A 13,859-nucleotide genomic window follows, 5' to 3' on the forward strand; every position below is an offset into this window, starting at 1 on the left:
GACACCCAATCGAATTGAGTGTCTTCTATTTTTATTTTCGAATTTGACCATTTCCACGAATCACATATTTTGTAGAAGTTAATGCAGGAAGCCCCATTGGTCCTCTTACGTGTAACTTTTGTGTACTGATGCCAATTTCTGCGCCGAATCCGAATTCAGATCCATCAGTAAAACGAGTTGACGCATTATGATACAGTGCAGCCGCATCTACAGCTGTGAAGAATTTGCTGACGTTTTCCTCGTTTTCTGAAATAATCGCTTCGGAATGCATAGATCCATACGTATTTATGTGATGAATCGCTTCTTCTATAGAAGAAACTACCTTCACTGCCAGCATGAGTGATAAAAATTCTGTACCCCAGTCTTCTTCTGAAGCAAGTACTATTGAAGAATCAATTACCAATGCTTTCTGATCACCACGTAACTCCACGCCGCTTTCCTTCAAAGTAGAAAACAACTCGCTACCATATCGCCGCGCCCACTTCTCATGAAGTACAATCGTTTCAATGGCATTACATACAGATGGACGCTGCGTTTTTGCATTTATAATAATATCAATTGCCATTTGTTTATTCGCTGTTTCATCAATGAAAATATGACAATTTCCTGCACCCGTTTCAAGTACTGGAACAGATGCTTCTCTCATTACCGTATCAATTAATTGTTTGCCACCTCTTGGAATAAGAACGTCTAAGTAATCATTCATTGTAAACAACTGCTTTGCGCTATCCCGTGTTGTGTCTTCTATGAGCTGTACACTTTCTGGAGGCAAGCTTGTTTGTTTAAGCGCCCGGTGAATAACGTCAACAATAGCTTTGTTAGAATTGATAGCAGAAGAACTACCACGTAATATAACTGCGTTTCCTGTCTTTAAACAAATTGTAGCAGCATCTACTGTTACATTTGGCCTTGCCTCATAAATCATACCAACAACACCAAGTGGTACACGCATCTCCTGAATAAATAGTCCATTTGGTCGCTCCCATTTGCTTACACATTCTCCAACAGGATCACGTAATTCAATTAATTGCTTAATTCCCTCTGCCATATCAATGATACGCTGTTCATTCAGCATTAGACGATCAAGGAGTGAATCAGAAAATCCTTTTGCCTTACCTTCTTCGATATCTCGTTTGTTTTCCTCTAAAATATAAGCTGTTTCTACTATTAACCTTTCAGCAATGGCAGCAAGTGCTTCGTTTTTTTGACTTGTAGATTTTAGTACAAGTTCTCTAGCAACTTCTTTCGCCCTTTTCCCCTTTGCCAACACTTCATTCATTTTTGTTTCCTCCTTTTTAACATCACTATTCTTAAAGTGAAACCCAATAATCTCTATGAATAACTTCATAATTATGTCTTTCGCCTCTTGCTTGAATATGTTGGCTTTGCATACCTTTTATCTCTCTTAATTCCTCTGCGCTATAGGTGCATTGCCCTTTTCCAATTACGTGCCCTTGTTGCGTCATTACTTCTACGACATCGCCAACTTTGAAAAATCCTGACACATTTGTAACGCCGGCAGGAAGAAGACTCTTACCATGCTGAATGATAGCAGTAGCTGCACCAGCGTCTACTTCAATTTGTCCGCTAACGAGCGAATGCAACGCGATCCATTGCTTGTTCATCTTCATTTCTTTTTGAGGAGCATTTCCGATATATGTTCCATCACCTTTGCCCTTTAAAACATCTACAAATTTCTCTTGTCCACGTCCTGTTCCAATAAATACACTCGCACCAAGAGAGAGTGCTGTCTTTGCAGCATCGATTTTTGATTTCATTCCGCCAGTCCCAAGTTTTGAGCCAGCATCTCCTGCAAGAGAAGCGATTTCTTCTGTAACTTCAGGAAGGAAATAATATTTTTTCGCATCCTCATTTTTCTGAGGATTTTTGTCATATAAACCGTTCACATCTGTAAAAATCATAAGCATATCAGCTGAAACAAGTCCGCTTACTAAAGCTGACAGCATATCATTATCACCGAACGTTAGCTCCTCTAAAGAGATGGAATCATTTTCATTAATGATTGGAAGAGCAGAACGGTTTAATAACTCTCCTAAAGTAGCGTAAGCGTTACTATATTGTTCTTTTCTAGAAAAGTCACTTCTCGTCAGCAATAATTGCGCAGTTACAATACCATATTTACGGAATTCCTCCGTGTACGCCTGCATTAACAAGCTTTGTCCGACAGCCGCAGCAGCCTGTTTTCCTTTAATTGTCACAGGTCTACTTGGATATCCTAGAGCAGAAAAACCTGCAGCAACGGCTCCAGATGTAATTAACAAAACTTCATGTCCTTCCTCTTTCAATCGAGCCAATGCGGCAACATGATCTGAAAGTTGTTCTTTAGAAATGCCTCCGTGACTATCTGCCAAGGAGCTGCTCCCAATCTTAACGACAACTCGTTGTTTTTTCACTTTTGTATCCCCCAAATCTAAAATCAAAGTTTTTTATACATTACACTTTTATTCATACAGCTTTCAGTCATTTCTATTCTCATTATTGCTGCACCTAGCCTATTCAAGAGCAAAATAAAAATGACCGCTTCGCCCTTAATAAAATAAAAAGGACGAAACGGTCATTGTTCCGCGGTACCACCTTAATTGATATACATAGATATCCACTTGGCGCCTATAACGCAGGCGAACGCCTAAACTTTCATTTAAGACTCAGGGATAGGTTCGATATATTCTATACGAGGAATCTTTCAGCCGGTGAATTCCACTCTCTTTCGCAAGAAGACATATGTACTATTTCCCTTCAACGATTTTCGGTTTAATTTTTTTATATTATGCGATATAGTTTGATTTGGTGTCAAGAGGTATTTTAAAAAATAAATAGAGCGACAAGTTCTTGTATGAAATGATTGCCCTACTGAATGAAAATACAAATTGATATAACTGCAACTCATATTCATAAACATAATACCTTACATTATAGTGTATATATTTACAGAATGTCGAATATAATTCATTTTTATCTTTTACTGTTGCAAAAAGGAATATATTCTCTTAGAATGTTTCTTTATATTGCATGGAGATGTTATTGTTATTTTAAGATAACAATTTCGAAATAATATAATTTATTAAAAAGGAGCAAGATTGAGTTATTATGGATAAACAAATTGGATTCATCGGATGCGGAAATATGGGAATGGCTATCATTGGCGGAATGCTAAACAAAAAGGTAGTGTCTGCAAATCATGTTATTTGTTCGGATTTAAACACTACGAATTTAAAACATGCTAACGAAAAATATGGGCTAACTACAACTACTGACAATAATGAGGTAGCTAAAAATGCTGATATTTTAATTTTATCAATTAAACCGGACCTATACGCAGCGGTCATTAAAGAAATAAAAGAAGTCATCAAAAACGATGTTATCGTCGTAACGATCGCTGCCGGCAAAAGCATTAAAAGTACTGAAGAAGCTTTTGATAAAAAATTAAAAGTTGTAAGAGTAATGCCTAATACACCTGCTCTTGTTGGAGAAGGAATGTCTGCGTTATGCCCTAATGAAATGGTGACAGAAAAAGATTTAGAAGATGTGCTAAACATTTTCAATAGCTTTGGTCAAGCAGAGATTGTAAGTGAAAAATTAATGGATGTTGTTACATCAGTAAGCGGTTCTTCACCAGCATACGTATATATGATTATAGAGGCGATGGCAGATGCTGCTGTACTAGATGGTATGCCTAGAAATCAAGCATATAAATTCGCTGCTCAAGCTGTATTAGGGTCTGCAAAAATGGTACTAGAAACAGGAATACATCCAGGTGAATTGAAAGATATGGTTTGTTCTCCTGGCGGAACAACGATAGAAGCTGTAGCAACATTAGAGGAAAAAGGCTTACGCACAGCCATCATTTCAGCTATGCAGCGCTGTACGCAAAAGTCTATTGAACTGTCTAGCCAAACAAAAAAATAAAACGATAAAAGAGATCATGTTAGCTATGAATTCATATGAATTTAACTAGAAATGCACTACATGATAAACGGCCAAATTCGAATATACTTGAGTTTGGCCGTTTTAGTTTTTAATTATATTAAAATAATTTTACTCATCACACTACTTTACTTGTGTAATTTTATTAGAAACTAATAATTTTTCAATGCATTTCGGCAACATATCTAATAGCGTTTCAAATGCGTAGTTTACATCTAGACGTTCTGTCCATTGATGTGCATCTTTTCCTACCGGTCCCATATTTAATACTGGAACGTCAAACTCTTCTAGTTCCTGAAGTGGAATCGAGTAACCTTTATCCCATAATGGCATATTGTCTACAAGTGAACTCATTGAATGTAGTGGATTCTGTAAGCCCACATAGCTCAAATCTGAAATTCCTCCAAAATAGTTTTGGTTTTCAAATGTAATGTTATGATTGTAATGTGCATACTTTTCCATTTCTGCAACTACTTCTTTAATTAATGGATCGTTGCGTGAACTTACAGCTGGATAATATGGTGGAGCAAAGAAAAGTACAATCATCGGCGCCTTTTCTTTACATAAAATAGCTAGTTTATCTACTAAATCAATTGTTACCGCACGATCATCTTTCTCTTCTCTATTTTTTATTATACTAGATTGAATATCATCTATTTTCGCTTGACCATGTTGTTCAATTGCATAAGCGATAAGCTCTTCGTACGTTAATACATTCACTTTCATATTAGGCGGTATAAACGGATTATATTTAGAAAAACGATATGCTTGCTTTTCATATTTCTCTTCTATTTTCTCTGCTACTTTCGTTACTTTTTGACGTAACAATGAAACGACATCTGTCATTGATTTTTCTAGTAAAAACAAATTAAATAATGTAACGGCACGATGCGGAATTTGTACAGAATAATCCTCCTTTAAGTCCCGTTGAAGTAAGTTAGTTGGCGGAGGACTCGCTTCCCCTTCTACAATATCACAAAGGTCCGTATTCAACTCTAATTCTGCTGTGATTAATGACGCCATATAACTACCATTTAAGCCCGCAAAAGGTTCACCTACATGTGTTTCTTTACCATAGCAAAGAAATCCAGGTAACACTTTACCAATAGAACCCGTGTAAATATACTTATTTTGGTCACCAGGATGTCTTGCAAACATAGGCTCTGAATTTAGGACTGTTTTATAATTTAAATCATGTTCTTTTGCTAACTCTAGTAATCTTGGAACAGCAGCCCTCATCCCCAACGAATTTACTTCTTCATCTGGAACAGCTAATAAAAGTACATTTCCATCAAATCTTCCTTCACAGGCTTGCTCAATCATTGCCATTTGTAACGTGAGGCCGCATTTCATGTCCATTGTTCCTCTACCAAATAGCCAATCTCCTTGTTCTATATCTTCACGTACATGGGCTGGTAGTTCATCTTTATGAGAATAAAACATAGACGTTAACTTTTTAGGGTTGAATGCATCCTCTTTCCATACTCCGTAATCTTGTACATCTACAACATCAAAGTGACTAACTAGAATTACGGTATTTTTTGTACAATCGCTTTTCTTTACGAGCGCTGTAACAAAATATCGTCCGTCCCCTGTCGGATTTTTTTGTAAATGATGCGGGTTTTCTTTGAAATACTGTAATTCAGATAATTGTTCCACAACAAAGTCTGGCAATATTACTTCAGCTTCTGAACCGGTAATACTAGGAATTTCAACAAGACTGCTTAATAATTGAATCAATTGTTCTTTTGATTGCCACTTTGACATATAAATCCCCCTATTTTTCCGCATTATGAAAACGAATTCCAGTATATGAATAAAAAATGACGACAGCTATCAAAATTATAGTTCTGATGTACTGCCGATTTTTATTGATATTTCATGAGCTGCTTGTTTTACCTTGCTAATAAGAAAAGATAGTCGATCATCATTAATACGATGACTAATTAACCCAACACTTAATGCTCCTACTACTTTATGATTAAATCCGATAATAGGTGCAGCTACTGAAGCTGTCCCTTCTGTTTTTTCACCATAACTGACAGCATATCCTTCATTTTTTATTTGCTTTATTTGATTAAGAAGAATTTGCTTTTGTTCTGGTAATGAAGAAAGTAAATGTTCTACAATATGTTCCATTTCATTCGTTTTCATATTGGCAAGCATCGTTTTATTTGCGGCACCAATTGAAAGTGGAATTTGTTCCCCTAGATTATCGATAACTCGAATTTTTAAAGGACTATCAATTCTTTCAATGATAATAGAATGCGTTCCGTTTGGAATATTTAAATAGACACTTTCTTCGACTTCAAAGGCCAACCGCTTCATCACTTCTCTTGCAACAGATCTATAGTCTACCTTCTCCAATTGACGTAACCCTATTTCCATCCACATTGGTCCAATTTTGTACTGTTTTGTCTCTGGTATTTGTGTAACTAACCCATGCTCCATTAGAGAGTTAAGTAATCTATGTACTGTACTAACTGGGAGATGTGTTCCATCTGCTATATCAGAAATAGTCCAATACTCTTTTTCATTTGTAGAATTCAATAATTTAATAATACTTATCGCTCGATCAATGGACTGTACCATAACTCGCCTCAACTTTACTCGTAGTATGTTAGTACGTTTAATTAACTATCAATTTAGCAAACATTCGAAATGAAATCAATATATTTATTCAATTTTCTAACAATAAAAATATATCACTAACAACGAATTGAAAACGCAAACAAAAAAATATTGACTTTTCTTTTTAATTATCTGAAAATTATAACAAGATTTCACATCACGGAATACATTCCATAATACGGAAAAACATCAAACTTTATTCTATCAACTACGAAAGTGAGGAAAACAATGGCGCAAGTAAACAATACAAACAATGAATTAAAACGTACGATGAAAAGTAGACACTTATTCATGATTGCACTCGGTGGTGTGATTGGAACGGGGTTATTTAACGGATCTGGCTTTATAATAAGTCAAGCTGGACCTGGTGGATCCGTACTTGCCTTTATGGCCGGTGGATTATTAATGTATTTCGTTATGCTATGTCTTGGTGAACTCGCTGTAGCCATGCCTGTTTCGGGTTCTTTCCAGGAATATGCCACTAAGTTCATCAATCCTGCAACTGGCTTTACAATCGGATGGTTGTATTGGTTAAGCTGGGCGAATACGACCGGTCTTGAATTTACAACTGCCGGCATTACAATGCAGCGCTGGTTTCCTGATATTCCTGTTTGGGTTTGGTGTTTAATATTTGGCGTTACGATTTTCACTATTAACGCATTATCTGCTCGTAGTTACGCAGAAACAGAATTTTGGTTTTCAAGTATAAAAGTATCTGCCATTATAGCTTTTATAATTCTTGGTGGCGCCGCTATGTTCGGTTTTATTGATTTAAAAGGCGACGAACCAGCTCCGCTATTTTCAAATTTCGTAAATCATGGTGGTTTATTCCCAAATGGACTTGCAGCTATTCTATTAACAATGGTTACAGTCAATTATTCCTTCCAAGGTACAGAGCTTGTCGGAATCGCAGCAGGTGAAAGTGAAGATCCAGCAAAAACTTTACCTCGTTCTATTAGAAATATTATATGGCGCACAATGTTTTTCTTCGTCTTAGCAATCTTTGTTCTTGTTGCTTTAATTCCTTGGGAAGAAGCAGGACTCACAAAGAGCCCATTCGTTGCTGTTTTTGATAATATCGGTATTCCATATGCAGCTGATATTATGAACTTTGTTATTCTTACTGCTGTTCTTTCTGTTGCAAACTCAGGACTATACGCTGCTACTCGAATGCTTTGGTCTTTATCAAAAAACGAAATGGCTCCAGCATTTTTAAAGAAATTATCCTCACGTGGGATTCCTCTCAACGCTTTAATCATGACAATAGCTATTTCTGCTTTTTCTCTTTTGACAAGTGTAGTAGCTGCTGAAACTGTTTACTTGTGGCTCATTTCAATTTCCGGAGTCATTACCATTATTGTTTGGATGTCAATTTGTGTTTCTCAATTCTTTTTCCGCAAACACTATTTAGCTGAAGGTGGAAAATTAGAAGACTTGAAGTTCAGAACTCCACTCTATCCCCTTGTACCAATTCTTGGTTTTGGATTGTATGGCATTATATTAGTAAGTCTTATCTTTATCCCAGATCAAAGACTAGGCATTTATTGTACTGTACCATTTATCATCTTTTGCTACACATACTATCACTTTAAAGTTAAGAAAAGAATTGCTACTAACACTCGTAGTGAAAGTAAAATTAGCGAGACTATGTAATACTATACTTATATATAAAAGACCGCACATGACTTTCACTTCATGTGCGGTCTTCTATCATTCTAATTCGCTTTAAAATTATATAATGGCTTAATAATGTGCTTTATATCTATTGTTTCTTTCGTATTTTCGATAATTTCATCCATTGGCTTATATACCATTGGTGCCTCATCAATTGTGCTCTCTACCACCGATGTAGTCCACACCTCTGTCATCGTATTTTGAAATTCCTCTAGACTCAATGATTCTTTAGCCTTCTTTCAACGTTATTCGTAAATACTTTCGCTTCATTGTATTTTCCTTGTAATTTCATCATCTTTCATGTCCCCTTCCTTTTGAAAGAATTATTTTATTACGTTATTTCTGTTCTAATAATTTCTATCGTCTACCTTCTGCTTACCATTATATATGTACGATATCCTTCACAATAATAAAAAATTATGATGATTTATCTTATTTACATAATATAATTACCGTATCCTTAAATTTATACGTACACATCGTCCTCGATATCAGTTATATATAACAAAAACTCCCCTTACATCCAAAATGATTAAGGGGAGTTTTATAGCCGATGAAATTATAGTTCCGATTTCACCCGAACAGAAACATTATTTTTAATTATATTTTTGACATCTTTAAAGCTAACAAAATTGTTATTTTTCTCATCCCAAAGACGGAAGCGAAGTGAACGTAAGCTTGTAGCAAGAGTAATCGTTGGTACATTTTTTAACGGAAGCGTATTGTTGTGTGCCTCTTCTAATTTATAGTTAGGTACTCTTGGACTTAAATGGTGAACATGATGGAATCCAATATTACCAGTTAAGAATTGCAAGATTTTTGGAAGTTTATAAAATGAACTTCCTTCCACGGCCGCTTTCACATATTCCCAATCTTTATCTTCTTCAAAGTAAGAATCCTCGAATGTGTGCTGTACGTAAAACAGCCAAATCCCTACTGAACCTGCTATTAAGAATATCGTACCATGTACTAACAGAAACGATTGCCACCCAATTGCCCAGCAAAGTATAGCTACTACAGCAACAATTATAATATTCGTCAAATAAGTATTCATACGTTCTTTCTGTCTTGCACCTTTTCGGTTAAATCTATTTTTAAGCAAGAAAACATAAATCGGACCTAATCCAAACATAACGAATGGATTGCGATATAAACGATATGCTAAACGAAGTCTAAATGGTGCTGCTACATATTCATCAACTGTAAGCGTCCAAATATCCCCTGTACCCCTCTTATCCAAATTACCACTCGTAGCGTGGTGAATAGAATGCTCATGCCCCCACTGATCAAATGGGAATAATGTTAAAACACCCATACACGTTCCAACTATTCTATTTGCACGTCGACTTTTAAAGAACGAATAATGGGTACAATCATGAAAAATAATGAAAATTCTTGTCATAAATCCAGCGGCTAACAGTGCTGGAACTAAAGTTAACCAATAAGAAACTGACAAACTTTTATAAGCAAGGTACCATAAAATAATAAATGGCACGATTGTGTTGATCAGTTGCCAAACACTTTTTTTAATCGTTGATTTTTCAAAAGGAGCAACTTGTTTTTTTAAATTTTTAGTATTTTCTAAGGTCATTGTTCTAATTCCTTTCCTTTTTGTTGCTAATTCATATTATAGCACACTATTAGTATCAGGTGTTAAAAGTAGCTATAATAAATATTTTATACTATGAAAATCTCTTTTTTCTTACTCATTACTTACAAATTTCTTACGTCCAAAATAGCTTCTATAATTGGATAGACGGAGCATTTTATGTATCAAAGAAACTTCGAATTTTTCCAATAAGTACATAAAAAACAGAGAGTTTTTTCACAAGAAGAAAAAAGCTGCAACCAGTCAGTTTCACCGACTTATCGCAGCTTCTCTTCTTTTTACCTTATTTTATCGATGAAGCCAAACTGCACCTGCAGACTTGTCTTCAGCTTGGCCTACGACTTCAAACTTCAGTCCTAGCTTCGGCAACTTACGTCCTGCATCAGGAATAACGCTGTTGATGTATTGCTTAGAATCATCAAATTTTGCCACTCCTGGTAATCCTTTATAATCAAAGATACCGCGTGTTGGTGAATTTACTTTCCATGCTGGCGTTTGATCAAATGAGAATGCCGCATCAGCAATTTGATAACGCGTACTGCTCTTCACAGTAGGTTGTCCATTTAATGTCCCTACAATTGCCTCTGGATGAGAATCTACTACTCCTAAGAACCCTTCACCTGGATGAACGCCTACCCAGTTATCTGTAAAGCTTTGATCCGCATACCATACAACCATTCCTGTATTAAATACTGGTCCACGTGCATGTTGTAACGCAGTGTCAGAACCAGCGTAATTTCTCCACTCTACATAGTAATTATGTTTTTTCTGTTCAAATCCGTTAGACACAGTAAAGCCTTTTAACGTCATTGCTGGCTGACCTTCTGCATCATCAGAGAAAACAACTTTTCCATCTACAGTTAATGCTGCATTATCTAACGCAAACCCTTTATAAGCTACTGCAATATCTGTTAAGTACTCAAATTGCAGTTTTACTTTTTTTCCTTTGAATTGGCTTAAATCGTATGATTTATCAACCCACTTACCATCAGTTGTATCCGCGCCGCCTTTTACATCTTTTTCGCCCATTCTATCAATGCGTGTCTTCGTTCCATCTTCTGCAATCGCATATACGTCAAGGAAATCATACTTCGCTTCAAGTTCGTAAAATGCCTTATAATCGAACTTAGCATCCTTTGCATTTGTTAAGTCAAATACTGGTGTCTCAAGTGTTGTATGAATGTCATTTCCTTTTGTACTGTAATAGAACTTCTTACCAAACGCTGATTCGATATTTTTTATATCTTTGTCCGGCAAGTTAACACGAACGATTCCAGGTCGTTTAGATTTTGTAGTGCTTTGATCTACATATGTCGCAACACCGATTCCTTTGCTAAGTTTGTCATAATCTACTTCAAGGATATTCGCCCAGTTCCCCTTCATATTCTTTTGGAAAAACTCTTTATTTTGTGGTGAGAAACTCGTTGGCTCTGTTCCTGCAATTTTTCCAGCCCAGCTACCACCACTCATAATAGACCATGACTCAACAGGTTCACCTTGTCCTGAGTACTTTGTATCATATTCATCTGGTAAACCTAAATCATGACCATACTCATGCGCAAACACACCAACTGCCCCGTCTTCAGGCTCGATTGTATAATCGTATGCAGCCATCTTTCCGCCCCAGTTCGAAACAGAAGATTTCGTGCCATCAATTGCATATGGTTTTGAACCTAGTTTTGAACGATGTGACCAAATCGCATCATCTTTCAATTTACCGCCGCCAGCTTCTTGACCAACGCCAGCATGTACAACCATTAAATGATCGATAATGCCATCTGGCTCATTTTTATTTCCATCACCATCTTGATCGTATTGATCAAATTGGTCATAGTCTGCTAAATTGATTCCTTTTGCTACCGCTGCTTTTAATGCTTCTTTCACAAAATCTTTTGGTCCTAAAGGCCCCTTGTTATCATGCCCAGTACCCGCATCAGCACCATAATCTGATGCTTTTCCTGGAACAGTAAGCCACTCTGTTACAGTCCCATCAACTGTATAGCTACCACCAGATTGTTCTTCATAATATTGCTTAAATGTGTTAATCTTCGATCCATCAAATAAAGTGAATGGTTCATCACCAAATAACATTTTTTGATAATGTTCACGATTAAAGTCCTTAGAATACATGTATCCTGGCTCTTGATCAATATTGTTATGCTTAAAATCGCTAAATTCTACAAGTAAAACAAGTACTTTATCTTTTCGAACAGCTCCATTGTATTCTTCTTGCTTCGCTGATGTAGTAGGTACTTTTCCATTTAATTTCCCTGGATTCAATGCTGCACCTTGTCCAGCTACTGGGCCTACTTCAGGCTGCTGTGCCTGTTCATTTTCCTTCATTTTTGCATCTTTTACTTTTTTCATAAAATCAGAAGCTTCTTGTGTAAGACTATCTCCTGTTAAGATTTCTTTCCCAGGGTTTTCCCCTTTCTTTTTCTCAACATATTTTTCGACAGCCTTTGACGTCTCAGCTTGTGATGCAGATTGATCAATTACCCCCCGTTGTTTTAGCGCTTCTGCCAAACGCTCCTCCGGTATTAAGTGCTCATCTATTGGTAGAGATGATGTTGGTGTCTCAGCATAAGCTGCGTGACCTCCAAAAGCAAACGTACTACTTAGTACTGCTGCTGTTGTTAATACCGCTAATGGTTTTAATTTCTTTTTCAATGTATTTCCTCCCCAATGTCTGCAAATTATCGTTTTTTGCCAATAACAACATAACATTCTTTATAATACGAATATTCAATCTTTTTCAACAAATAAAATGTTGAGAAATATTTTTTTATGCAGGGTGAAATACATAAGATATAAAAACAAACAGACTCTCCTATAAATAACAGTGAACTTTTATATGTTCTTAGTTACAATTAAAATCCAGTAAATCTGGGATTCATACTTTTTTAATAAAAATAAGAATTAAATATTTTCTATACTATTTAATCTATGGATTACCATACTACTCACTATTCTCATTATTACAAGCTAATAGTGGTTCGTACATCATTATAGCGTGATTCTCTGTTACATATTGATCTTCTATTAACTGTTTCTGTTGATTATATACTTTACGTTGAATCACATTATGTCGTATATAACCGCCCCAGTATGCAGGTTGAATTGAGTGTTCTTTCTCATACACTTCATATTGATAAAGTTGCGGATAGACTGTTCTCCATTCACCAACTAAATGTTCATCTGTCATATAAAGGTGAAGTTGATACGGTTGGTCCGTTTCATTTTTAATTTGTAAATCCAAATAGTTATAGGAACAAGTCGCCCCACTCCCAAACGGTTGAGTTCGCCTAGAGTCAGGAAAGACATCAAAGCTATGACGATATCGTTCTGTTACTGTCAGTGGTGTATGTAAAGTCATCCAATATATTAAATTCGAAAGCTGACAAAGACCTCCTCCAATACCTGTTTGAAAAGATCCGTAATGTAATACCATACCTTCTACATACCCTTTTTTCCTCGTTGGCTTACCTATTAAACGCCAGTAAGAAAATGTTTCTCCCGGTCTAATGACGATACCATTTAGTTTTTTAACAGCAATTTTCAAATTAACAACCTTATTCTGTTGATACCACATATCTACATCTTTGAGCTTACGAAGTAATATCGTTCGGTGCTGAATTGCTGTACAAGGTAGCTTTTTTTGTTGGAACCTTTTTGCATATGTTTTTCCATCTGCCAACCACTGAATGTACCTCTTTGTAGAGTAATACCACTTCCCTAGCATAATGCGATACTTAGACCGCTGTTTAGGACGTAAGTGCACTATATTCATTTTATTCCCTCTCTCTTTCTTCAAGTAAATTCTAATATATTTCTAATTCAATAAATTACAGTTTTCTTAGCTGCATAATAATTTCCGCAAAAAAATAATAAATTTACTCTAGTGGAGATTTTATTTTGATGATTGCTTTATAATTATATGAAACTGCGCTGCAATACGATAAATTGAAATAAACATATTATAAATATAACGGATAACCTT

Annotated in this window: 9 protein-coding genes, 1 pseudogene and 1 other annotated feature; of the genes and pseudogenes, 2 read left to right on the forward strand and 8 right to left on the reverse strand. The window is 35.9% G+C overall.

Features of this window, described 5'->3' with window-relative positions; genetic code table 11:
- Positions 1-31: 31 nt before the first annotated feature.
- Both CGQ22_RS24245 and proB read right to left on the reverse strand, forming a co-directional pair.
- The gene (locus CGQ22_RS24245; RefSeq protein WP_089149504.1) at positions 32-1,279 is read right to left on the reverse strand and encodes a glutamate-5-semialdehyde dehydrogenase; all 1,248 of its coding nucleotides are present in this window, start codon (positions 1,277-1,279) and stop codon (positions 32-34) included.
- A 31-nt stretch (positions 1,280-1,310) separates the two neighbouring features.
- The gene (proB, locus tag CGQ22_RS24250) at positions 1,311-2,414 is read right to left on the reverse strand and encodes a glutamate 5-kinase (protein WP_000744796.1); all 1,104 of its coding nucleotides are present in this window, start codon (positions 2,412-2,414) and stop codon (positions 1,311-1,313) included.
- A gap of 145 nt (positions 2,415-2,559) precedes the next feature.
- Positions 2,560-2,770, reverse strand: a binding site (T-box leader).
- A 338-nt stretch (positions 2,771-3,108) separates the two neighbouring features.
- On the opposite strand from proB, the gene proC reads away from it, so the two are divergent.
- Positions 3,109-3,927, forward strand: a complete 819-nt coding sequence (proC, locus tag CGQ22_RS24260) for a pyrroline-5-carboxylate reductase (RefSeq protein WP_089149465.1) — start codon at positions 3,109-3,111, stop codon at positions 3,925-3,927.
- A 141-nt stretch (positions 3,928-4,068) separates the two neighbouring features.
- Here the strand turns inward: proC and CGQ22_RS24265 are convergent, their stop codons facing one another.
- Together CGQ22_RS24265 and CGQ22_RS24270 are read right to left on the reverse strand one after the other, a co-directional pair.
- The gene (locus tag CGQ22_RS24265) at positions 4,069-5,712 is read right to left on the reverse strand and encodes a M20/M25/M40 family metallo-hydrolase (RefSeq protein ID WP_000049545.1); all 1,644 of its coding nucleotides are present in this window, start codon (positions 5,710-5,712) and stop codon (positions 4,069-4,071) included.
- A 75-nt stretch (positions 5,713-5,787) separates the two neighbouring features.
- Entirely contained in the window at positions 5,788-6,537 is a 750-nt protein-coding gene (locus CGQ22_RS24270) for an IclR family transcriptional regulator (protein ID WP_089149466.1), read from the reverse strand.
- A gap of 267 nt (positions 6,538-6,804) precedes the next feature.
- On the opposite strand from CGQ22_RS24270, the gene CGQ22_RS24280 reads away from it, so the two are divergent.
- On the forward strand, positions 6,805-8,229 hold the full coding sequence (locus tag CGQ22_RS24280) for an amino acid permease (protein WP_046945995.1): 1,425 nt from the start codon (positions 6,805-6,807) through the stop codon (positions 8,227-8,229).
- Positions 8,230-8,291: 62 nt separating this feature from the next.
- Here CGQ22_RS24280 and CGQ22_RS24285 read toward each other — a convergent pair.
- The 4 genes and pseudogenes from CGQ22_RS24285 to CGQ22_RS24300 form a co-directional block, all read right to left on the reverse strand.
- Positions 8,292-8,489: pseudogene (locus tag CGQ22_RS24285) on the reverse strand (RtcB family protein); the annotation flags it as partial.
- Between the two features lie 320 nt (positions 8,490-8,809).
- Positions 8,810-9,841: a Delta(5) desaturase DesA gene (gene desA, locus CGQ22_RS24290; RefSeq protein ID WP_046945996.1), complete on the reverse strand. Its 1,032-nt coding sequence runs from the start codon at positions 9,839-9,841 to the stop codon at positions 8,810-8,812.
- Between the two features lie 306 nt (positions 9,842-10,147).
- Positions 10,148-12,529 (reverse strand): immune inhibitor A domain-containing protein, encoded by a 2,382-nt coding sequence (locus CGQ22_RS24295; RefSeq protein ID WP_000727915.1) that lies wholly within the window; start codon positions 12,527-12,529, stop codon positions 10,148-10,150.
- 289 nt (positions 12,530-12,818) lie between these two features.
- On the reverse strand, positions 12,819-13,649 hold the full coding sequence (locus CGQ22_RS24300; RefSeq protein WP_002181436.1) for a VanW family protein: 831 nt from the start codon (positions 13,647-13,649) through the stop codon (positions 12,819-12,821).
- Between the last annotated feature and the right edge of the window lie 210 nt (positions 13,650-13,859).

This window comes from Bacillus sp. M13(2017), assembly GCF_002218325.1.
GTDB lineage: Bacteria > Bacillota > Bacilli > Bacillales > Bacillaceae_G > Bacillus_A > Bacillus_A thuringiensis_K.

Bases quoted from the DNA above. Each gene is read 5' to 3' on its own strand.
- proC (WP_089149465.1), top strand. From the start codon at position 3,109: ATGGATAAACAAATTGGATTCATCGGATGCGGAAATATGGGAATGGCT.
- CGQ22_RS24245 (WP_089149504.1), bottom strand. From the start codon at position 1,279: ATGAATGAAGTGTTGGCAAAGGGGAAAAGGGCGAAAGAAGTTGCTAGA.
- CGQ22_RS24270 (WP_089149466.1), bottom strand. From the start codon at position 6,537: ATGGTACAGTCCATTGATCGAGCGATAAGTATTATTAAATTATTGAAT.
- CGQ22_RS24300 (WP_002181436.1), bottom strand. From the start codon at position 13,649: ATGAATATAGTGCACTTACGTCCTAAACAGCGGTCTAAGTATCGCATT.
- CGQ22_RS24280 (WP_046945995.1), top strand. From the start codon at position 6,805: ATGGCGCAAGTAAACAATACAAACAATGAATTAAAACGTACGATGAAA.
- CGQ22_RS24265 (WP_000049545.1), bottom strand. From the start codon at position 5,712: ATGTCAAAGTGGCAATCAAAAGAACAATTGATTCAATTATTAAGCAGT.
- desA (WP_046945996.1), bottom strand. From the start codon at position 9,841: ATGACCTTAGAAAATACTAAAAATTTAAAAAAACAAGTTGCTCCTTTT.